Genomic DNA, 21,847 nt, shown 5'->3' with positions numbered 1-21,847 from the left:
CGACGGATGTTTCCAAAGGTCCGGCCCCGCCAGCCGGCAGCCGTCTCAGCGCGATGCGGGACTGAACATATCGACACGGTCGGTGATGACGCCGTCCGTGCCCAGGTCGATCAGGCGCTGCGCGGCCCATTCGTCGTTGACCGTATAGCTGCTGCAGCGCAGGCCCGCGCCATGCACCTTGGCGACCAGGGCGGCATCCCATAGCGCATGGTTGAGCACCATGGCTGCGCAGCCCAGGTCCAGCGCGGTGCGCAGGTCGGCGTCGCCCGTGGCATCGGCCAGTTTGTCCACCAGCAGGCCCCGCGGAATGTGGGGTGCCGTGTCGCGTGCGCCCTTGAGCGCATCGGTCTTGAACGAAGTGAACAGCGGCTGGATGCGGTCCCCGGGCCAGATGCGGTTCATCAGCTCGCCCGTGGCACGGCCCGTGGCCTCTTCCTGGCCGGGCGTGGGCTTGATCTCCACGTTCAGGAAGAAATGGTTGGCCAGGCACCAGCGCGCCAGGGCTTCCAGCGTGGGCAGGGCCTCGCCCGCATAGGCGCGCGAATGCCAGCTGCCGGCGTCCAGCTGGGCGATCTCCCCCATGGACAGGTCGCCGCCCGTGCCGTGGCCGTTGGTGGTGCGCTCCAGCGTGGCGTCGTGCATCAGGAACAGCACGCCGTCGGCAGACAGCTTGGCATCGCACTCGAACATGCGATAGCCGTGCGCGGCGCCCAGGCGGAAGGCGGCCATGGTGTTCTCGGGCGCCAGCTTGCCGGCGCCACGGTGGGCCACCCACAGGGGGTAGGGCCAGGAAGTGAGGTTTTCTGTCATAGCCAATCCGTCGAGTCTTTGAGTCCGACATCGTCTCGGCATATTTGTGGCGCTGTGCCAGAAATGGACGCGGCCTAGCTCAGGGACACCGAGGAAGGGCCGCCCCGCACCGAGGGTGTCGTCCCCCTCCCGCGCAAAGCGGGTAGAGAGGGGGAAGGCGCGAAGCGCCTCAGGGGGTGCTTTAGATCCGCTTTCCGGATTCTGCGTCGAACCAGTGCAGGCGACGCTCTTCGGAAGGACGCACGCGCAGGGTCTCGCCGGACTTGGGGAAGGGCGCGCCTTCGTCGATGCGCACCGTCATCGTCTCGCCATTGAGCGAACCATAGACCAGGCGCTCGGCACCCAGCATTTCCACGGTGTCCACCTTGATTTCCCAGCCGCCTTCGCTGACGACGACCAGGTGCTCGGGGCGGATGCCCAGGATGCGGCCGGCCGTGCCGCCGGGCGCGTTCTTGAGCAGGTTCATCGGGGGCGAGCCGATGAAGCTGGCCACGAAGGTGGAGGCGGGCGTGTGGTAGACCTCTTCGGGCGTGCCGAACTGCTCCATCACGCCGCCGTTCATGACGATCATGCGCTGGGCCAGGGTCATGGCCTCGACCTGGTCGTGGGTCACGAACAGGCTGGTGATGCCCAGTTCGGCGTGCAGCTTCTGGATCTCGATGCGGGTCTGGCCGCGCAGCTTGGCGTCCAGGTTGGACAGCGGCTCGTCGAACAGGAACACCTTGGGCTGGCGCACGATGGCGCGGCCCATGGCCACGCGCTGGCGCTGGCCGCCCGACAGCTGGCGCGGCTTGCGGTCCAGCAGGTGGGACAGCTCCAGGATCTTGGCGGCCTTGTCCACGCGGCGCTTGATCTCCTCGGGCGGCACCTTGGCGATCTTCAGGCCATAGGCCATGTTCTCGTAGTTCGACATATGCGGGTACAGCGCATAGTTCTGGAACACCATGGCGATGTCGCGCTTGGCCGGTTCCACGTCGTTGACCACCTTGTCGCCGATCAGCAGCTGGCCGTCGGAGATCTCCTCCAGGCCCGCCACCATGCGCAGCAGGGTGGACTTGCCGCAGCCCGAAGGGCCGACGATGACGACGAACTCGCCGTCCTTGATTTCGGCGTTGACGCCGTGCAGTACCTGGTTGGCCGACGGGCCCTGGCCGTAGCGCTTGATCAGGTTGCGAAAGGAAATGGATGCCATACGAAGATTCTGGTTGAGTCGCAGGGCGAAGGGCGCTGGCGCCTGCCCTGCGGGGTTCTATACGGTGGGTGGGGGCGGCGGGCGGTTTACTTTTCGGTGTCCACCAGGCCCTTGACGAACCAGCGCTGCATCAGGATCACCACGGCAGCGGGCGGCAGCATGGCCAGCAGGGCCGTCGCCATCACCACGTTCCAGTCATTGCCGGTATCGCCGCTGGCCACCATGCGCTTGATGCCGATGACCACGGGGTACATGTCTTCCGAGGTGGTCACGAGCAGCGGCCACAGGTACTGGTTCCAGCCGTAGATGAACTGGATCACGAACAGCGCCGCGATCGAGGTCTTGGACAGCGGCACCAGCACATCCTTGAAGAAGCGCATGGGCCCTGCGCCGTCGATGCGGGCGGCCTCCACCAGCTCGTCCGGCACCGTCAGGAAGAACTGGCGGAACAGGAAGGTGGCCGTGGCCGAGGCGATCAGCGGAATCGTCAGGCCGGCGTAGCTGTTGAGCATGCCCAGCGTGGAGACGACTTCGTAGGTGGGGCCGATGCGCACTTCCACGGGCAGCATCAGGGTCACGAAGATCAGCCAGAAGCAGATCTTCTTGAACGGGAAGCGGAAGTACACCAGCGCGAAGGCCGACAGCAGCGAGATCGCGATCTTGCCCACGGTGATCACCATGGCCGAGACGAAGCTGATCCACATCATGCGTGCCACGGGCGCGCTGGAGCCGGGGCCCGAGCCACCGAACAGCGCGGCCTTGTAGGTTTCCCAGAAGTTGCTGCCGGGCACCAGGGGCATGGGCACCTGGATGATGTCCTGCGGCGTGTGCGTGGAGGCCACGAAGGCCAGGTACAGCGGAAAGCCGACGATGATCACGCCCAGCACCATGATCAGGTGCGAGAAAAAGGAGAGAAGGGGACTGCGTTCAACCATGATCAGTACTGCACTTTCTTCTCAACATAGCGGAACTGGATCACGGTGAGTGCAACCACGATCACCATCAGCACGACGGATTGGGCAGCCGAGCCGCTCATGTCCATGGCCTTGAAGCCGTCGTGATAGACCTTGTAGACCAGGATGGAGGTGTCCTGTCCCGGACCGCCCTGGGTCGTGGCGTCCACGATGCCGAAGGTGTCGAAGAAGGCATAGACCACGTTCATCACCAGCAGGAAGAACGTGGTGGGCGACAGCAGCGGGAACTGGATGTCCCAGAAGCGGCGCATGGGGCCCGCGCCGTCGATGGCGGCGGCCTCGATCAGCGACTTGGGGATGGACTGCAGGCCCGCAAGAAAGAACAGGAAGTTGTAGGAAATCTGCTTCCAGATCGCGGCGATGACGATCAGCGTCATGGCGTTGCCGGAGTTCAGCAGGTGGTTCCAGTCATAGCCGATCATGCGCAGCGCATAGGCCACGACGCCGATGGACGGCGAGAACATGAACACCCACAGCACACCCGCCACGGCGGGCGCAACGGCATAGGGCAGCAGCAAGGCGGTCTTGTAGGCAAGCGCGCCCTTGATCACGCGGTCCGCAAAGATGGCCAGCATCAGCGACAGCGCAATGCCGAACACCGCCACCAGCACGGAAAAGATGGCCGTGGTCTTGAACGAGGCCAGGTAGGCAGGGTCATCCAGCAGGTGCTGGAAGTTGGCAAACCCCACCCATTCGGTGGAGAAGCCAAACGTATCCTGCGCCTGGAACGACTGCACGATGGCCTGGCCTGCAGGCCAGAAAAAGAAGACCAGCACGATGACCATCTGTGGTGCTATCAGCAACCACGGCAGCCAGGCGGATCGAAAAAGAACGCGTTTTTCCATGACGGAACTCGGTAGAACAAAACAGCCCGCAAACCGGATGGCCGTGGGGCCGCCGGTTGCGGGCCTGTGATGCACGGTGCGGGCTGCCTGCGCAGCGGCCACACCGCAGATCACATGGGAGGATTACTTGTTGGCCCGGGCGAAGCGGCCCAGTTGCTCGTTGCCACGGGTGACAGCGGTGTCCAGGGCTTGCTGGGGAGTCTTCTTGCCGGTCCAGATCTGTTCGGTTTCCTCATCGATGATGGTGCGGATCTGAACGAAGTTGCCCAGGCGGATGCCGCGCGACTTGTCGGTGGTCTTGCGGATCATCTGCGTCACGGCGGTGTCGGTGCCGGGATGCTTTTCGTAGAAGCCCGAAGCCTCGGTCAGCTTGTACGCAGCGGTGGTCACGGGCAGGTAGCCGGTGCGCTGGTGGCTGGCGGCCTGGATCTTGGTGTTGTTCAGGAAATTGAAGAAATCGGCCACGCCCTTGTAGCGTTCGGCGCTCTTGCCGGCCATCACCCACAGGGAGGCACCGCCGATGGCCGTGTTCTGGGGGGCACCCTTCACATCGGCGTAGTAGGGCAGTTGCGACTGGCCGAATGCGAACTTGCCTTCCTTGACCACGCGGGCGTACAGGCCGGAGGAGCCCGTGATCATCGCGCACTCGCCGGAAGCGAAGGCGGCGTCGGGCACGTTGCCGCGGCCCTTGTAGACGAAGCTGCCGTCCTTGGCTGCCTTGGCCAGGTTCTCGAAGTGCTTGACGTGCAGCGGCGAGTTGAACACCAGCTTGGCATCGGTGCCGTCAAAGCCGTTGTTCTTGGTCGCGTACAGGGTGTTGTGCCACAGCGAGAAGCTCTCCAGCTGGGTCCAGCTCATCCAGCTCGTGGTCAGTGCGCAGCGGTGGCCCGAGGCCTTGAGCTTTTCGGCGGCGGCGAACACTTCGGGCCAGGTCTTGGGCGGCTTGTTCTCGTCCAGGCCTGCCTTCTTGAAGGCGTCCTTGTTGTAATAGAAGATGGTGGTCGAGCTGTTGAGCGGGTAGCTCATCATCTGGCCGTTGGGGGCGGTGTAGTAGCCGGCCACGGCGGAGATGTACTCTCCCTGGTCGAACTTGAAGCCGCCGTCGTTCATGACCTTGGTGACTGGCACCACGGCGCCCTTGGACGCCATCATGGTGGCCGTGCCCACTTCGAAGACCTGCAGGATGTCAGGCGCGTTGCCGGCGCGGAACGCAGCAATGGCGGCCGTCATCGATTCGTCATACTGGCCCTTGTAGGTCGGCACGATCTTGTACTGGGTCTGGCTGGCGTTGTACTCCTTGGCCAGGTCGTTCACCCAGTCGCCCAGGGCTGCGCTCATCGAGTGCCACCACTGGATTTCGGTTTGGGCTTGTGCCGAGATGGTGGTGGCCGCGATCGCGGCTGCCATGGCCAGTTGCTTCAGTTGCATGAGGACTCCTCTAGTTCGGTGACGGTTTCAGACCGCTGCCACGGTAAGGCAGGGGCATGACATGTCTGTGTCATTGTTTTCGGATGCTTCGTACCGCACTACAGGCCAAACCCGGTGAGCCGCTGGTCCCGTATGTCAGTCGTGTGACAAAAAATGACACGCGAAGCGGCGCCATTTTAGGTCAATACCATTTCGTTTCAAAAGCCCGGGTTGTTCGTATTGGCTCGTTTGTGCTCTTTCTGTATAAGGCAGGTTCACCCCTCCCCGCGAGCTACCGCCGCGTTGGCGAGGGCTGGCTTCGCGGGCCAAGACGGCACGCCCTCCAGAGCCCCGTGGGAAGCGCGTCTTCGGGGCGCTCGCTTAAAATTGCGCTCCCACTTGGCTTAGCGGCGCCCCGAGAGCGCCAGACACGGTCTACCCCATGAATGTACCGATTGCGTTGGCAGCCCTGCAGGCACAGGCTGCCGAACCTGCACGTCTGCGAGAGATTCCCTACAACTACACCTCGTTTTCCGATCGCGAGATCGTGATCCGCCTGCTGGGCACATCCATGTGGGATGTGCTCAACCAGCTGCGCCAGGAGCGACGCACGGGCCGCTCCGCCCGCATGCTCTACGAGGTGCTGGGGGACATCTGGGTCGTCCAGCGCAATCCCTATCTGCAGGACGACCTGCTGCACAGCCCCGACCGCCGCAAGTCGCTGGTGGAAGCACTGGAGCACCGCCTGGGCGAGATCGACAAGCGCCGCGCTCCGCAGCAGGATCCCGGGCGAGACGCGCTGGTGGGCCAGCTGGTGGATGCGGCGCGCCGCGCCGTGCATGAGTTCAACGCCACCTTCGTCGAGGCCGAGCAACTGCGCCGCCGCGTGCAGAAAAGCCTGGGCCGCCACACGGCCAAGGACAACATCAAGTTCGACGGCCTGTCGCGCGTGGCCCATGTGACGGACGCCACCGACTGGCGCGTCGAGTACCCCTTCGTGGTGCTCACGCCCGATACCGAAGCCGAGATGGCCGCCCTGGTGCGTGCCTGCATCGAGCTGCACCTGACCATCATTCCGCGCGGCGGCGGCACGGGCTACACGGGCGGCGCGATCCCGCTGACCTGGCGCAGCGTGGTGATCAACACCGAAAAGCTCGAAGCCATGACCGAGGTGGAGATGCGCCGCATTCCCGGCGTGGACCACGAGGTGCCCACCATCTTCACCGAAGCCGGCGTGGTCACGCAGCGCGTGGCCGATGCGGCCGAGCGCGCGGGCTTCGTCTTCGCCGTGGACCCCACATCGGCCGAGGCCTCGTGCATCGGCGGCAACGTCGCCATGAATGCGGGCGGCAAGAAGGCCGTGCTCTGGGGCACGGCGCTGGACAACCTCGTGTCCTGGCGCATGGTCACGCCCGATGCGCAGTGGCTGGAAGTCACGCGCGTGGGCCACAACCTCGGCAAGATCCATGACGCCGAGATGGCCAGCTTCGAGCTGCAGTACTTCGAGGCCGACGGCAAGACCCCCATCCGCAGCGAGCGGCTGGACATTCCCGGCCAGAAATTCCGCAAGGAAGGCCTGGGCAAGGACGTGACCGACAAGTTCCTGTCGGGCCTGCCGGGCATCCAGAAGGAAGGCTGCGACGGCCTGATCACCAGCGCGCGCTGGGTGGTGCACCGCATGCCCGAGCACACGCGCACGGTCTGCATGGAGTTCTTCGGCAACGCCAAGGACGCCGTGCCCAGCATCGTCGAGATCAAGGACTTCATGTTCGCCGAGCAAAAGCGCTCGGGTGTGCTGCTGGCCGGCCTGGAACACCTGGACGACCGCTACCTGAAGGCCGTGGGCTACGCCACCAAGAGCAAGAAAGGCAATGGCCATCTGCCCAAGATGGTGCTGCTGGGCGACATTGCCGGCGACGACGCCGACGAGGTGGCCCGCGTGGCCGCCGAGGTGGTGCGCATCGCCAACTCGCGCAATGGCGAAGGCTTCACCGCCGTCAGCGCCGAGGCGCGCAAGAAATTCTGGCTGGACCGCAAGCGCACGGCCGCCATCTCGCGCCACACCAACGCCTTCAAGATCAATGAAGACGTGGTGATCCCGCTGCCCCGCATGTGGGAGTACACGGACGGCATCGAGCGCATCAACATCGAGCTGTCGCTGCGCAACAAGCTCAAGCTGTGCGACGCGCTGACGGACCTCTTCCAGCACGGCGACCTGCCGCTGGGCAAGCAGGACGATGCGGGCGACATCCCCTCGGCCGAGTTGCTGGAGGACCGCGTGCAGCAGGCCCTGGCCCTGGTGGCCGACGTGCGCACGCTGTGGCAGGGCTGGCTGGACGATGTCGAGAACCTCTTCCCGCAATTGCAGGACCATACGCTGCGCGCCAGCTGGAAGACCCAGCTGAAGGTGCCCATGGCCCAGATCTTCGCGGGCGTGGCCTTCCAGCCGCTGCTGGCCGAGGTCAACGCCATCCACCAGCGCGTGCTCAAGGGCCGTGTCTGGGTGGCGTTGCATATGCACGCCGGCGACGGCAACGTGCACACCAACATTCCCGTCAACAGCGACGACTACGAGATGCTGCAGACCGCCCATGAGGCCGTGGCACGCATCATGGTGCTGGCGCGCCATCTGGACGGCGTGATCTCGGGCGAGCACGGCATCGGCATCACCAAGCTGGAATTCCTCAGCGACGACGAGCTGGCGCCCTTTGCCGCCTACAAGCAGCGCGTGGATCCAGAAGGCCGCTTCAACAAGGGCAAGCTGATCCGCAACGAGAAGCTGCAGGCCGTGGTGGGCCAGAACCATGACGGCCGCTCGCCGCGCGAATCGCTGATGTTCGCCGACCTGACCAACGCCTACACGCCCAGCTTCGGCCTGATGGGGCATGAGTCGCTGATCATGCAGCAAAGCGACATCGGCGCCATCGCCGACTCGGTCAAGGACTGCCTGCGCTGCGGCAAGTGCAAGCCCGTGTGCGCCACCCACGTGCCGCGCGCCAACCTGCTGTACAGCCCGCGCAACAAGATCCTGGCGACCTCGCTGCTGGTCGAGGCCTTCCTCTACGAGGAGCAGACGCGCCGCGGCGTGTCGCTGCGCCACTGGCAGGAGTTCGAGGACGTCTCCGACCACTGCACGGTCTGCCACAAGTGCTTCAACCCCTGCCCGGTGAAGATCGACTTCGGCGACGTGACCATGAACATGCGCAACCTGCTGCGCAAGATGGACAAGAAGAGCTTCCGGCCCGGCAACAAGCTGGCCATGGCCATGCTCAACGCCACCAATCCGGACACCATCAAGTTCATGCGCTCGGCCATGGTCGGCGTGGGCTTCAAGGCCCAGCGCCTGGCCTCCGACGTGCTGCACAGCCTGGCCAGGAAGCAGACCCAGCATCCGCCGGCCTCGGTGGGGCGAGCGCCGCTCAAGGAGCAGGTGATCCACTTCGTCAACAAGAAGCTGCCAGGCGGCCTGCCCAACAAGACGGCACGTGCCCTGCTAGACATCGAGGACAAGGACTACGTGCCCATCATCCGCAGCCCGCAGACCACGAATGCGGACACCGAGGCGGTGTTCTACTTCCCCGGCTGCGGCTCCGAGCGCCTGTTCAGCCAGGTGGGCCTGGCCACCCAGGCCATGCTCTGGCATGCCGGCGTGCAGACCGTGCTGCCACCCGGCTACCTGTGCTGCGGCTATCCCCAGCGCGGCAGCGGCCAGTTCGACAAGGCCGAGAAGATGATCACGGACAACCGCGTGCTCTTCCACCGCGTCGCCACCACGCTCAACTACCTGGACATCAAGACCGTGGTGGTCAGCTGCGGCACCTGCTACGACCAGTTGCAGGGCTACGAGTTCGGCAAGATCTTCCCGGGCAGCCGCATCATCGACATCCACGAGTACCTGCTGGAAAAGGGCGTGACGCTGCAGGGCAAGGAGGGCTACCTCTACCACGATCCCTGCCACTCGCCCATGAAGCTGCAGGACCCCATGAAGACCGTCAAGGCGCTGGTCGGCGACGGCGTGCTCAAGAGCGAGCGCTGCTGCGGCGAATCGGGCACGCTGGGCGTCACGCGCCCCGACATCTCCACGCAGATCCGCTTCCGCAAGGAAGAGGAACTCAAGAAGGGCGAGGCCGCGCTGCGCGCCAGCGGCGCCCTGGCCGAGAAGGACAACGTGAAGATACTCACCAGCTGCCCCAGCTGCCTGCAGGGCCTGTCGCGCTACGGTGGCGACATGAACAACGGCCTGCTGGAAGCCGACTACATCGTGGTCGAGATGGCGCGCCAGATCCTGGGCGAGAACTGGATGGCCGAATATGTTCAGCGCGCCAACGCCGGCGGCATCGAACGGGTTCTGGTCTGATGGCTGCTCCCGCTTCCTGCCCCCTGTGCGCCGCGGAAGGCGGCGTGCCCGTCTGGCGCGGCCGGCGCCTGCGAGTGATCCGCGCGCAGGAAGAGGGCTTTCCGGCCTTCTACCGCGTGGTCTGGAATGCGCATGCGGCCGAGTTCTCCGACCTGGACGCCGCCGACCGCCAGCACTGCATGGATGCCGTGGTCGTGGTCGAGCGCGTCTTGCGTGAGCGCCTTGCGCCGGCCAAGATCAACCTGGCGGCGCTGGGCAACATGGTGCCGCACCTGCACTGGCATGTGATCGCGCGCTTCGACTGGGACAGCCATTTCCCGGGCGCGGTCTGGGCCCCGGCCCAGCGCCCGCGCAATGGCGAGCGCGAGGCCGAGGTGGCAGCGCGCTTGCCAGCCATAGACACGGAGCTGGTCCAGGCACTCGATGCCTGGCAGCAGCACCCCGCCACTGAATGAGGAGCACCGCATGGCCGGCCTGACCCCTGACACCCCGACCCCTGAAGCCCTGACCGTGCACGGCGCATCGCGCGTGCTGGAAGTCGCCTACTCCGACGGCGCAAGCTTTCGCATCCCCTTCGAGCTGCTGCGCGTGTACTCGCCCTCGGCCGAAGTCCAGGGCCACGGCCCGGGCCAGGAAGTGCTGCAGACGGGCAAGCGCGAGGTGGCCATCACGGCCATCGAGCCCGTGGGCAACTACGCCATCAAGCCCTTCTTCAGCGACGGGCATGAAAGCGGCCTGTACACCTGGGAATACCTCTACGAACTGGGCCGCCGCCAGGACGAGTTCTGGGCGCAGTACCTGGGCCGGCTGCAGGAGTCCGGCATGGACCGCGACACGCCCATGCCCGGCAAGGCCGGCGGCGGCGGACACGGCTGCGGCAGCCACTGACGCCGCGCATGGGCGCGCGCTGTATGGCGCCGTTCCCCTCGCGCCACATTCCGGACCTCTGTACGGCACAGGGTTATTGGGGGTGGTGCTATATTTAAAATAGCTTGAAAGTCTTTGTTTGAGGGCGTTTCAAGCTGTTTGTTCTTGATAACCCTTGCCCGGCAAAGCCCGCGGCCATACGGGGTTGTCGCTGTACGCATTACTACTGCTTGCTTAGCATCGTTGTTATGAGCACCACACATTTCGGATTCCAGTCGGTGGACGAGCGCGAGAAGGCCAGCCGCGTGCGCGGCGTGTTCGACTCGGTCGCTTCGCGCTACGACGTCATGAACGACCTGATGTCGGGTGGTCTGCACCGTGCCTGGAAGGCCTACACGGTGATGGTGGCCAACCTCAAGGAAGGCGACAAGGCACTGGACATCGCGGGTGGCACGGGCGATCTGGCCCTGGCCTTCGCCAAGAAGGTCGGCTCCACCGGCCAGGTGGTGCACACCGATATCAACGAAGCCATGCTGCGCGTGGGCCGCGACCGCCTGATCGACAAGGGCGTCATCCTGCCCACCATGGTCTGCGATGCCGAGGCCCTGCCGTTTCCCGACAACCATTTCGATCTGGTCAGCGTGGCCTTCGGCCTGCGCAACATGACGCACAAGGATGTGGCGCTCAAGGAAATGAACCGTGTCCTGCGCCCCGGCGGCAAGCTGCTGGTGCTGGAGTTCTCCAAGGTGGCCAAGCCCCTGGAGAAGGCCTACGACTGGTACTCCTTCAAGATTCTTCCGGCCATGGGCAAGCTCGTGGCGGGCGATGACGCCAGCTACCGCTATCTGGCCGAGTCCATCCGCATGCACCCCGGCCAGGAGGATCTCAAGCGCCTGATGCAGGAATGCGGCTTCGGCCATGTGGACTATCACAACATGACGGGCGGCATTGCGGCCCTGCATGTGGGAATCAAGTGCTGAGCGCGTGAGGCGTTCGGTGAGGTGACGGCAACACGATTATTCGAGGAGATGACATGAAAAAGCTATGGTCTATGGTCTTGGTCGCGATGCTGGTGGTGGTCCACGGCACGGCCGACGCCAAGCGCATGGGCGGTGGCGGATCGGTGGGCAAGCAGTCGAGCAATGTGACGCAGCGTGAAGCTACGCGCGCGCCGGCGCAGAACACGCCGCCGCAGAACGCCGCCACACAGAACGCTGCGGGCAAGCCTGCAACGCCGCCTGCGGCCGCTCCGGCCAAGAAGCCCTGGGGCGCCATGCTCGGCGGCCTGGCCGCCGGCCTGGGCCTGGCCTGGCTGGCCCACTCGCTGGGCCTGGGCGCCGCCTTCGGCCAGTTCCTGCTGATCGCCCTGCTGGCCCTGGTCATCATGGTCGTCGTGGGCATGGTCATGCGTTCGCGCCGTGCGGCGGCCGGCGCGCAGCAGGCATCGCCCAGCCCCTTCGCCTTCCAGAACGCGGCCCCTGCGGGCGCGGGCAACATGGGTGGCAACGTGGATAGCGCACCGCTGGCACGCCAGTACAACCCCGAGAAGGTCGGCAACGACGCCTCGGCCCGTCCCTGGGAGCAGAACCACCAGCCGGCCGCCCTGGCCTCGGGTTCCGGCGTGCAGATCGGCTCTGCCCTGGCAGGTTCGCAGAACTGGGGCGTGCCTGAAGGCTTCGATACCGAAGGCTTCCTGACGGCCGCCAAGCGCAACTTCGTCACGCTGCAATCGGCATGGGATCGCTCGGACATCGCTTCGCTGCGCGCCATGATGACCGACGAGATGCTGACCGAGATCCGTGGCCAGCTCAGCGAGCGCGAGGTGCAGCGCCCCGGCCAGCCCAACCAGACCGACGTGGTCATGATCGATGCCCAGCTGCTGGGTATCGAGGATCTGGGCAATGACTACATGGCCAGCGTGGAATTCTCCGGAATGATCCGCGAGGACGCCTCGGCAGGCCCCACGCCCTTCCGCGAGGTCTGGAACATGACCAAGCCCAAGAGCGGCAGCAGCGGCTGGCTGGTCGCCGGAGTCCAGGCACTGCAGTAATTTGCAGAGGACCGGCGCAAGCCAGGGATGCGACAGGGGGCACGCCATGGGCTGGCCACTTGTCTCGACCGGATTTGCGTCGGCCGCATCCTCTCACTTCGGGAATAATCGGGGACTATGGCAACACAGTCCCCTTTTTCTTTTCTGAACGGTCTCATGGAACGCGTGATGGCCGGTCCGCAACCGCCGCAATGGCTGGTCAGCGAGGTGCATCAGCGCCTCGTGCTGTTCCTCAACCATGTGCTGATGCAGGAGAAAGAGGCGATGGAGCGCCTCGTGCGGCAAAAGGGCCGCGTGGCGCGCGTGCAGTGGCGCGGCTACTCCATGGCCCTGCAGATCACGCCCGCCGGCCTGTTCAACGTGGCGCCCGAAGGCGCGCAGCCCGACCTGATGCTTGAAGTCACCGAGACCTCCCCGCTGGCCCTGGCCCAGGTGGCCCTGCGCGGCGACAAGCCCTCCATCCGCATCGAGGGCGACGTGCAACTGGCCGCCGACATCAACTGGCTGGTGGACCACGTCGAATGGGACGTGGAGGAAGACCTGGCCCGCATCATCGGCGATGCGCCCGCGCACACTGTGGCCAAGGTCGCGCGCAGCGCCGCCCAGGCGCTGCGCCAGTTCGTGGGCGCCCGCATGGCCGGCAAGCCCGATGCCCCCGCCCCCGAGGCCGCGCGTGCGGCAGCGCCCGCCAGCGCGCCCGTTGGTTCCCCCGTGGTATCCCTGCCCGGTTTCGAGAACGACAAGCCATGAGCCGGTTTCTTCGCGGGCTGACCATCCTCTGGGTGGTGTTCCGCTACGGACTCGACGAGCTGGTGCTGTCGAGCTTCGAGCATCCCTGGATGCGCCGCGCACGTGCGGTGCTCACGCTGGGCCGGCGGCTGGACAAGCCGCGCGGCCAGCGCCTGCGCGAGGCCCTGGAGGAGCTGGGGCCCATCTTCGTGAAGTTCGGCCAGGTGCTGTCCACGCGCAGCGACCTGATGCCGCCCGACGTGGCCGAGGAACTGGCCCGGTTGCAAGACCGCGTGCCGCCCTTCGATTCTCAGATTGCGGTGGACACCATCGAGCGCGCCTTCCGCAAGAAGCTGGACCAGGTCTTCGTGAGCTTCGAGCGCGAGCCGGTGGCCAGCGCCTCCATCGCCCAGGTGCACTTTGCCGTGATCAGCGACCGCAACGGCGTGCAGCGCGACGTGGCCGTCAAGGTGCTGCGTCCGGGCATGAAGACCGTGATCGACAAGGACCTGGCGCTGATGCACATGATGGCGCGCTGGGTCGAGCGCCTGTCGGCAGACGGCAAGCGCCTCAAGCCCCGCCAGGTCGTGGCCGAGTTCGACAACTACCTGCACGACGAACTGGACCTGATCCGCGAAGCCTCCAACGCCGCGCAGCTGCGCCGCAACATGGAAGGGCTGGACCTGGTGCTGATCCCCGAGGTGTACTGGGATTTCTGCCGCAACGACGTGATGGTCATGCAGCGCATGACCGGCGTGCCCATCAGCCAGGTCGAGCGCCTGCGCGAAGCCGGCGTGGACATCCCCAAGCTGGCACGCGACGGCGTGACCATCTTCTTCACCCAGGTCTTTCGCGATGGCTTCTTTCACGCCGACATGCACCCGGGCAACATCATGGTCAGCCTGGAGCCCGAGACCTTCGGGCGCTATATCTCGCTGGACTTCGGCATCGTCGGCACGCTGACCGAGTACGACAAGGAATACCTGGCGCAGAACTTCACGGCGTTTTTCCGCCGTGACTACAAGCGCGTGGCCGAGCTGCATATCGAAAGCGGCTGGGTGCCGCCGAGCACGCGCGTGGACGAGCTGGAGGCTGCCATCCGCGCCGTCTGCGAGCCGTACTTCGACCGTCCGCTGGCCGAGATTTCGCTGGGCATGGTGCTGATGCGCCTGTTCCAGACCTCGCGCCGCTTTCAGGTGGAGATCCAGCCGCAGCTGGTGCTGCTGCAAAAGACGCTGCTCAACATCGAAGGCCTGGGGCGCCAGCTGGATCCCAACCTGGACCTGTGGAGCACGGCCAAGCCCTTCCTCGAAAAATGGATGCTGGACCAGATGGGCCCGCAACGGCTGTGGCGCGAGCTGCTGGCCGAGGCACCGCGCTATGCCAAGCTCATTCCCGAGCTGCCGCGCCTGATCCATCGCCGGCTCACGCGCAACTCCGGCGAGCACGACGAACTGCTCAAGGAGCTGCTGCAGCAGCAAAAGCTCACCAACCGCCTGCTGCAGGCCATCGTCAGCGCGGGCATCGGCTTTGTCATCGCGCTGATCCTGCTGCAACTGGTGGTGCGGCTGCGCTGGTACTGAGAACACTGACGGGTTTCCGGACCTCTCCCTTTTCCCACTTTGAAACAGGAGTGCCAGCGTGCTGCTCTCTATGGTGATCGCCTACCTGTTCGTGACCATCGCCATCGGCCTGTGGGCGGCCAGGCGGGTCAAGAACACGGCCGACTTCGCAATTGCCGGGCGCCATCTGCCCATGTACATGATCATCACCACCACGTTTGCCACGTGGTTCGGCTCGGAGATCGTGCTCGGCGTGCCCGCCAAGTTCATCGAGGGCGGCCTGCGCGGCGTGGTCGAAGACCCGTTCGGCGCGGGCATGTGCCTGATCCTGGTAGGCCTGTTCTTCGCGGGCAAGCTCTACCGCATGACGCTGCTGACCATCAGCGACTACTACCGCCACCGCTATGGACGGTCCATCGAGATCGTCTGCTCGCTGATCATCATGCTCAGCTACCTGGGCTGGGTCTCGGCGCAGGTCACGGCCCTGGGCCTGGTGTTCAACCTGCTGTCGGGCGGCATGGTCAGCATTCCCATGGGCATGGTCATCGGCGTGGTGTCAATCCTGGCCTATACGCTGTTCGGCGGCATGTGGTCGGTGGCAGTGACGGACTTCCTGCAGATGATCATCCTGGTCGTCGGCCTGGTGGTGCTGGCCTGGTTTGCCAGCGACATGGCTGGCGGCGCCGGCAAGGTCATCGACCTGGCCGTGAGCCGCGATCTGTTCCAGTTCTGGCCCGAGCCCAGCTGGCATGAAATCCTCTTCTTCTTTGGCGCGGCCATCACCATGATGCTGGGCTCCATTCCCCAGCAGGACGTGTTCCAGCGCGTGATGTCGGCCCACAGCGAGAAGGCCGCCACGCGCGGCACCGTCATCGGTGGCTCGGCCTATATCTTCTTCGCCTTCGTGCCCATGTTCCTCGTGGCCAGCGCGCTGATCATCATGCCCGGCGAGACGGCGGAGCTGCTCAAGCAGGACCCGCAGAAGGTGCTGCCCACCCTGGTCATGGACAAGATGCCCTTCGTCATGCAGGTGCTGTTCTTTGGCGCGCTGCTGTCGGCCATCAAATCCTGCGCCTCTGCCACGCTGCTGGCGCCCAGCGTGACCTTCACCGAGAACATCTGGCGCCAGTTCCGGACCCAGGCCAGTGACCGCGAGATGCTGCTGGCCATGCGCATCAGCGTGCTGGTGTTCAGTGTCTGCGTGCTCGCCTATTCCATCCGCATGGAAGGCACGCCCATCTACGAGCTGGTTTCCAGTGCCTACCAGGTCCCGCTGGTCGGCGCCTTCGTGCCCCTGGTCTTTGGCCTGTACTGGAAGCGTGCCACCACGCAGGGTGCCGTTTTCGCTGTGGGATTGGGCATCGGGGTGTGGGTGGTTTTCATGGCCACACCCGCATTGCATGAGGCATTCCCGCAGCAATTGGCAGGTCTGCTGGCAGCAGTGACTGGCATGGTGGCCGGCTCGCTGGCACCGCAATGGATGGCCAACCGCTCCGAGAAGATTCAGGAATTCAGCGCACCCCACCTGAATTGAGCACCGCATGAACGTATGCGATCAGGTTTCTTGTGTATCTGCTTTTGTTGAGCGCTTGCCGTTTGGTGAACCGTTGCTTTGATGGAAAGCTTTGGTCGGCAACAAGGGTTGACTTTGGTTTCTTGGATGGTTCTGCATATTGGCCGCACACAGGGGGCGGCGATTTTTCGCTCGTGAGTGAAGCATCCGCTGTGCCGTGCCTACGCCGGAGTCGGTGCCCGCCACGGGTGTGCCCGCCCTGGTGTGCATGGGCTTGGCCGTCATGCTGACCGGCCTGGGGATGCGGCGGCGCCCGGCACGGCGCTGAACATGGACGCGGCAGGCGCCCCGGCAGCGGGTCTTGCCGGCATGGGCCTTTGGGGGCAAGGCAGCCGCAGTGTCGGGCGGATGCCTATAATCGAAAGTTTTGCATCTTCTCTCGTACAAGCATTAGCGCCATGCCTATTTATGCATACAAGTGTGGCTCCTGCGGTCATGCCAAGGATGTGCTGCGGAAAATCTCGGATGCTCCGCTGACGACCTGCCCGGCCTGCGGGGCCGAGGCCTTTTCCAAGCAGCTGACGGCTGCCGGCTTCCAGCTCAAGGGCTCGGGCTGGTACGCGACCGACTTCAAGAACAGCGGCAGCAAGGGCGCCGCCACGCCGGCTCCAGCGGCCGACACACCGGCCTCGGATACATCTGCCGCACCTGCGGCAACTGCGCCTGCGCCCGCTGCGGCCCCCGCATCTGCTCCCGCACCCTCCACGGGCCATTGATCAAGGCTTGCATTTCATGTCCGCTCTGCGCAAATGGCTGTTCGCCGGCCTGCTGGTGATTGTTCCTCTGGTGATCACGCTGGGCGTGCTCAACTGGATCATCGGCACGCTGGACCAGACGCTGGCCATCCTGCCCGAGGCCTGGCATCCGGACCGGCTGCTGGGTTTCCACATTCCCGGCTTCGGCGTGGTGCTCACGCTGCTGATCCTGCTGGTGGTTGGCGCTGCGGCCAGCAACTTCATCGGCCGCAAGCTTGTCTCCTGGGGCGATGCGGTGGTCAGCCGCATCCCCGTGGTGCGCTCCATCTATTCCAGCGTCAAGCAGGTGTCCGACACCGTGTTCTCGGACAGCGGCAATGCGTTTCGCACGGCCGTGCTGGTGCAATGGCCGCGCGAAGGCGTCTGGACCGTGGCCTTCGTCACCGGCTCGCCCAGCGGAGAGGTTGCTGCCTATCTGCGTGACGAATACCTGAGCGTCTTCGTGCCGACAACGCCGAACCCGACGGGCGGCTATTTCGTCATCGTTCGCAAGAGCGATTGCATCGAGCTGGAAATGAGCGTGGATGCCGCGCTCAAGTACATTGTTTCGATGGGCGTGGTGACTCCTCCGGATCTCACACTGCCCGCGGAATCCAAATAACGAACTGTCGCGCCCGTCCCGGGCGCAGGAAGCTTTTCATCATGGCCATGCGCTCCCACTACTGCGGTCTAGTGACCGAAGCCCTGATGGGCGAAACCGTTACCCTGTGCGGCTGGGTGAACCGTCGCCGCGACCATGGCGGCGTGATCTTCATCGACCTGCGCGACCGCGAAGGCTATGTGCAGGTGGTCTGCGACCCCGACCGTGCCGAGATGTTCAAGACTGCCGAAGGCCTGCGCAACGAGTTCTGCGTGCAGGTCAAGGGCCTGGTGCGCGCACGTCCCGAAGGCACGACCAACGACAAGCTCAAGAGCGGCCAGATCGAAGTGCTGTGCCACGAGCTGAACGTGCTCAACGCCTCGGTCACGCCCCCGTTCCAGCTGGACGACGAGAACCTGTCGGAGACCGTGCGCCTGACCAACCGCGTGCTGGACCTGCGCCGCCCCTACATGCAGCGCAACATGATGCTGCGCTACCGCACGGCCATCCAGGTGCGCAACTTCCTGGACAAGGAAGGCTTCATCGACATCGAAACGCCCATGCTGGGCAAGAGCACGCCCGAAGGCGCGCGCGACTACCTGGTGCCCAGCCGCGTGCACGATGGCGAGTTCTTCGCCCTGCCGCAGTCGCCCCAGCTGTACAAGCAGATGCTGATGGTGGCCGGCTACGACCGCTACTACCAGATCACCAAGTGCTTCCGCGACGAAGACCTGCGCGCCGACCGCCAGCCCGAGTTCACGCAGATCGACTGCGAGACCTCGTTCCTGGGCGAAGAGGAAATCCGCGCCATCTTCCAGCGCATGATCACCGAGGTCTTCAAGACCCAGCTGGACGTGGATCTGGGCGAGTTCCCGATGATGACGTACCAGGATGCGGCCTTCCGCTTCGGCTCGGACAAGCCCGACCTGCGCGTCAAGCTCGAGTTCACCGAACTGACCGAGGTCATGAAGGACGTGGACTTCAAGGTGTTCTCCACCCCCGCCACGACCAAGGGCGGCCGCGTGGTGGCACTGCGCGTGCCGGGCGGCTCGCAGATCTCGCGCGGCGAGATCGACCAGTACACCGAATTCGTCAAGATCTACGGCGCCAAGGGCCTGGCCTGGATCAAGGTCAACGAAGTGGCCAAGGGCCGCGATGGCCTGCAGTCGCCCATCGTCAAGAACCTGCATGACGCGGCCATTGCCGAAATCCTCAAGCGCACGGGTGCCCAGGACGGCGACCTCATCTTCTTCGGCGCCGACAAGGAAAAGATCGTCAACGATTCCATCGGCGCGCTGCGCCTGAAGGTGGGCCACAGCGAATTCGGCAAGGCCAACGGCCTGTTCGAGAACCGCTGGGCGCCGCTGTGGGTGGTGGACTTCCCCATGTTCGAGCACGACGAGGAAAACGACCGCTGGGCGGCCGTGCACCACCCGTTCACCTCGCCCAAGGACGGCCACGAGGAACTCATGGTCACCGATCCGGGCAACTGCCTGGCCAAGGCCTACGACATGGTCCTGAACGGCTGGGAGCTGGGCGGCGGCTCGGTGCGTATCCACCGCGCCGACGTGCAGAGCAAGGTGTTTGACGCGCTCAAGATCTCGCCCGAAGACGCTCGCGCCAAGTTCGGCTACCTGCTGGACGCGCTGCAGTACGGCGCGCCCCCGCACGGTGGCCTGGCCTTCGGCCTGGACCGCCTGATCACGCTGATGACGGGTGCCGACTCCATCCGTGACGTGATCGCCTTCCCCAAGACCCAGCGCGCCCAGGACCTGCTGACGCAGGCACCTTCGCCCGTGGACGAAAAGCAGCTGCGCGAGCTGCACATCCGCCTGCGCAACCCGCTGGCGGCCACCCAGGGCTGAGGATCAGGCCTGGCGGCTTGATACGAACGGCAGGAGCTGGTGCAGCTTCTGCCGTTTTTCTTTTTGCGGAGAGCTTTCATGCGTTTTCAAGGCATTGCATCGGTGGCGCTGGCTGTGCTGGCAGGGCTGGGCCTGTCCGGCTGCGGGGAAAAGAAGACCGAGCTGGGGCAGGGCGGCTCGGAGATCACCGGCTCCGCCGGGCCCCTGGGCACGAACAATGGCTCGCGCGAACTCGTGCGCTGCGACGCGCCCGTGGCCACGCTGGCCCTGGCCGAGAATCCCAACGGCTACATCATGGGGTCGGGCTACCAGTTGCCCGCCTCGCCCGTGCCGCTGATCAAGCTGCTGGCCCAGCAAAGCGGCTGCTTCCGCGTGGTGGACCGGGGCGCGGGCCTGCGCGGCACGGTGCAGGAGCAGGACCTGAAGAACGCCGGCGTGCTGCGCGAGAACTCCACGGTGCGCAAGGGCCGTGGCTATGAGGCGCAATACACGCTGACGCCCAGCCTGACCTTCAGCGAGCAGGACGCGGGCCGGGGCCTGGCCGGCGTGGTCGGCATGATTCCGGTGCTGCGGGACATCGCGGGGTTGGTCGGCATGGTCGAGCAGGTCAAGTTCAAGGAGGCGCAGACCGCGCTGCTGCTGTCGGACAACGAAACCACCGAACAGGTGGCGGCCGCCACGGGGGCCGCCCGCACCACCGATCTGGGCGTGGGCGGCATGGTGCTGGGCCGCCTGGGCGCGGCGGGCGCGGGCTGGAGCAATACCAACGAGGGCAAGGTCATCGCCGCCGCCTTTCTGGATGCGCACAACCAGCTCGTGCATCAGGTACGCGCGCTGCAGGCCAAGGATCTGCCGCCTCCCGTGGCGACCAAAGCGGCCCAGGGCAAGGGCTGATGCCAAGCATGCCCGGCTACAAGATCCCCGAGTCGGTGCTGGTCGTCATCTACCGCGATGACGGGCGGGTGCTGCTGATGCGCCGCACGGCACCGGCGCCTGAGGGCGGGGAGTTCTGGCAGTCGGTGACGGGCAGCAAGGACCATGAGGGCGAGTCCTGGCGCGAGACCGCGGTGCGCGAGGTGCGGGAAGAAACCGGCATCGATGCCGAGGCGCCCGGCTGCCTGCTGCAGGACTGGGCGCTGGAGAACATCTACACCATCTACCCGGCCTGGCAGCACCGCTATGCGCCCGGTGTATGGCACAACCGCGAGAGGGTTTTCGGCCTGCGGATTCCGTCCTACACCCCTGTGTTCTTGAATCCGAGGGAACATACCGCATCTGCTTGGCATCATTGGCATGGCGCTGCCGAGCGCTGCTACTCCCCGTCCAATGCGGAAGCCATCCTGATGCTGCCGCGATTCGCTCCACTGGAGCTGGACTGATCCCGATCCCTGTGTTCCTGACCGCCTATGACTGACAACGTGAAATCCTCCCACGAGGTGGACCCCGGCCCGTCCATACTGCGCGTCGCGACCTACAACATCCACAAGGGCGTGCAGGGCATGGGTCCCGTGCGCCGTCTTGAGATCCACAACCTGGGCCACGCCGTGGAGCAGCTCGATGCCGACATCGTCTGCCTGCAGGAAGTGCGCAAGATGAACCACAAGGAGGCCGCCTACTTCGAGCGCTGGCCCCAGGTGTCGCAGGCGGAGTACCTGGCTCCCCTGGGCTACGAGGCCGTCTACCGCACCAATGCCTACACGCGCCATGGCGAGCACGGCAACGCGCTGCTGACACGCTGGCCCGTGGTGGGCCACCAGCACGAGGACATCTCCGACCACCGCTTCGAGCAGCGGGGCCTGCTGCATGTGGAGGTGGAGGTGCAGAACCGGCGCGTGCACACCATCGTGGTGCACCTGGGCCTGATCCCCGGCAGCCGCGTGCGCCAGGTCTCCCAGCTCAAGCGCTTCATCGAGCGCGAGGTGCCGCCCGGCGCGCCCGTGGTGGTGGCTGGCGACTTCAACGACTGGGGTGGCCAGATCAAGCGCATGCTCGGCGGTTTCGGCCTGTACGAGTACGACGAATTGCCCAGCGTGCCCACCTATCCCTCGCGCCTGCCGCTGGCCCAGCTGGACCACGTCTACGTGCGCGGCCTCACCCCGCTGGGCCTGCATGTGCCCAAGGGACGTATCTGGTGGCGCATGTCCGACCATCTGCCGCTGATTGCCGAATTCCGCCTCTAGCCCCGGGTTCTGTCACACAAGCCATTCTTTCGCTATTGAAATGATAGCTTTCGGCGCGGGCAGAACCTGCGTTTGGGTGGAAAATCCCTTGCGTGCCATGC

At 65.1% G+C, this 21,847-nt stretch carries 20 protein-coding genes; 14 read left to right on the top strand and 6 right to left on the bottom strand.

Annotation, left to right across the window (positions count from 1 at the left end):
* Nucleotides 1-45: 45 nt before the first annotated feature.
* The 5 genes from ugpQ to ugpB form a co-directional block, all read right to left on the bottom strand.
* On the bottom strand, nt 46-810 hold the full coding sequence (ugpQ, locus tag A9976_RS17470; protein WP_183020030.1) for a glycerophosphodiester phosphodiesterase: 765 nt from the start codon (nt 808-810) through the stop codon (nt 46-48).
* 181 nt (nt 811-991) lie between these two features.
* Entirely contained in the window at nt 992-2,002 is a 1,011-nt protein-coding gene (gene ugpC / locus A9976_RS17465) for a sn-glycerol-3-phosphate ABC transporter ATP-binding protein UgpC (protein ID WP_183020029.1), read from the bottom strand.
* Between the two features lie 86 nt (nt 2,003-2,088).
* The gene (ugpE, locus tag A9976_RS17460) at nt 2,089-2,937 is read right to left on the bottom strand and encodes a sn-glycerol-3-phosphate ABC transporter permease UgpE (RefSeq protein WP_012207265.1); all 849 of its coding nucleotides are present in this window, start codon (nt 2,935-2,937) and stop codon (nt 2,089-2,091) included.
* A gap of 2 nt (nt 2,938-2,939) precedes the next feature.
* Nucleotides 2,940-3,821, bottom strand: coding sequence for a sn-glycerol-3-phosphate ABC transporter permease UgpA (gene ugpA / locus A9976_RS17455; protein WP_012207264.1), 882 nt, complete (start codon nt 3,819-3,821; stop codon nt 2,940-2,942).
* Nucleotides 3,822-3,944: 123 nt separating this feature from the next.
* The gene (gene ugpB / locus A9976_RS17450) at nt 3,945-5,249 is read right to left on the bottom strand and encodes a sn-glycerol-3-phosphate ABC transporter substrate-binding protein UgpB (RefSeq protein WP_012207263.1); all 1,305 of its coding nucleotides are present in this window, start codon (nt 5,247-5,249) and stop codon (nt 3,945-3,947) included.
* A gap of 421 nt (nt 5,250-5,670) precedes the next feature.
* Between ugpB and A9976_RS17445 the strand changes: the two genes are divergently transcribed.
* From A9976_RS17445 to A9976_RS17410, 8 genes are all read left to right on the top strand, one after another.
* Nucleotides 5,671-9,585 carry a DUF3683 domain-containing protein gene (locus A9976_RS17445; RefSeq protein WP_183020028.1) on the top strand — a complete coding sequence of 1,305 codons (3,915 nt, stop codon included), beginning with the start codon at nt 5,671-5,673 and terminating at the stop codon, nt 9,583-9,585.
* Nucleotides 9,585-10,040, top strand: a complete 456-nt coding sequence (locus A9976_RS17440) for an HIT family protein (protein WP_183020027.1) — start codon at nt 9,585-9,587, stop codon at nt 10,038-10,040. Before A9976_RS17445 ends, A9976_RS17440 begins: the two co-directional genes overlap by 1 nt.
* Nucleotides 10,041-10,050: 10 nt before the next feature.
* Complete coding sequence (locus A9976_RS17435; RefSeq protein WP_183020026.1) at nt 10,051-10,473, top strand: gamma-butyrobetaine hydroxylase-like domain-containing protein; 423 nt, start codon at nt 10,051-10,053, stop codon at nt 10,471-10,473.
* Nucleotides 10,474-10,700: 227 nt separating this feature from the next.
* Complete coding sequence (gene ubiE, locus A9976_RS17430) at nt 10,701-11,432, top strand: bifunctional demethylmenaquinone methyltransferase/2-methoxy-6-polyprenyl-1,4-benzoquinol methylase UbiE (protein WP_183020025.1); 732 nt, start codon at nt 10,701-10,703, stop codon at nt 11,430-11,432.
* Between the two features lie 53 nt (nt 11,433-11,485).
* Nucleotides 11,486-12,502: a Tim44 domain-containing protein gene (locus A9976_RS17425; RefSeq protein ID WP_183020024.1), complete on the top strand. Its 1,017-nt coding sequence runs from the start codon at nt 11,486-11,488 to the stop codon at nt 12,500-12,502.
* 117 nt (nt 12,503-12,619) lie between these two features.
* Entirely contained in the window at nt 12,620-13,252 is a 633-nt protein-coding gene (locus A9976_RS17420) for an SCP2 domain-containing protein (protein ID WP_183020023.1), read from the top strand.
* Entirely contained in the window at nt 13,249-14,814 is a 1,566-nt protein-coding gene (ubiB, locus tag A9976_RS17415) for a ubiquinone biosynthesis regulatory protein kinase UbiB (RefSeq protein WP_183020022.1), read from the top strand. The genes A9976_RS17420 and ubiB overlap by 4 nt, the downstream gene beginning before the upstream one ends.
* A 58-nt stretch (nt 14,815-14,872) precedes the next feature.
* A complete protein-coding gene (locus tag A9976_RS17410) occupies nt 14,873-16,327 on the top strand; it encodes a sodium:solute symporter family protein (protein ID WP_183020021.1) in 1,455 nt (484 codons plus the stop codon).
* Nucleotides 16,328-16,348: 21 nt separating this feature from the next.
* On the opposite strand, the gene A9976_RS17405 is transcribed toward A9976_RS17410, so the two are convergent.
* Nucleotides 16,349-16,591, bottom strand: coding sequence for a hypothetical protein (locus A9976_RS17405; RefSeq protein ID WP_183020020.1), 243 nt, complete (start codon nt 16,589-16,591; stop codon nt 16,349-16,351).
* Nucleotides 16,592-16,764: 173 nt separating this feature from the next.
* Between A9976_RS17405 and A9976_RS17400 the strand changes: the two genes are divergently transcribed.
* The 6 genes from A9976_RS17400 (at nt 16,765) to A9976_RS17375 (ending at nt 21,746) form a co-directional block, all read left to right on the top strand.
* On the top strand, nt 16,765-17,082 hold the full coding sequence (locus A9976_RS17400) for an FmdB family zinc ribbon protein (RefSeq protein WP_183020019.1): 318 nt from the start codon (nt 16,765-16,767) through the stop codon (nt 17,080-17,082).
* A 16-nt stretch (nt 17,083-17,098) separates the two neighbouring features.
* The gene (locus A9976_RS17395) at nt 17,099-17,722 is read left to right on the top strand and encodes a DUF502 domain-containing protein (protein ID WP_012207252.1); all 624 of its coding nucleotides are present in this window, start codon (nt 17,099-17,101) and stop codon (nt 17,720-17,722) included.
* 41 nt (nt 17,723-17,763) lie between these two features.
* Nucleotides 17,764-19,566, top strand: a complete 1,803-nt coding sequence (aspS, locus tag A9976_RS17390; protein ID WP_183020018.1) for an aspartate--tRNA ligase — start codon at nt 17,764-17,766, stop codon at nt 19,564-19,566.
* A gap of 78 nt (nt 19,567-19,644) precedes the next feature.
* Nucleotides 19,645-20,460, top strand: a complete 816-nt coding sequence (locus A9976_RS17385; protein WP_183020017.1) for a CsgG/HfaB family protein — start codon at nt 19,645-19,647, stop codon at nt 20,458-20,460.
* Nucleotides 20,461-20,468: 8 nt separating this feature from the next.
* Nucleotides 20,469-20,945, top strand: a complete 477-nt coding sequence (gene nudB, locus A9976_RS17380) for a dihydroneopterin triphosphate diphosphatase (protein ID WP_374618010.1) — start codon at nt 20,469-20,471, stop codon at nt 20,943-20,945.
* A gap of 27 nt (nt 20,946-20,972) precedes the next feature.
* Nucleotides 20,973-21,746, top strand: a complete 774-nt coding sequence (locus A9976_RS17375) for an endonuclease/exonuclease/phosphatase family protein (protein ID WP_012207248.1) — start codon at nt 20,973-20,975, stop codon at nt 21,744-21,746.
* Nucleotides 21,747-21,847 lie beyond the last annotated feature (101 nt).

The sequence above is a fragment of the Delftia sp. UME58 genome (genome assembly GCF_014170385.1).
Classification (GTDB): domain Bacteria; phylum Pseudomonadota; class Gammaproteobacteria; order Burkholderiales; family Burkholderiaceae_C; genus Comamonas; species Comamonas acidovorans.
The sequence above is the reverse complement of the archived record's forward strand: the minus strand, read 5'-3'. Positions and strand labels throughout refer to the sequence as shown.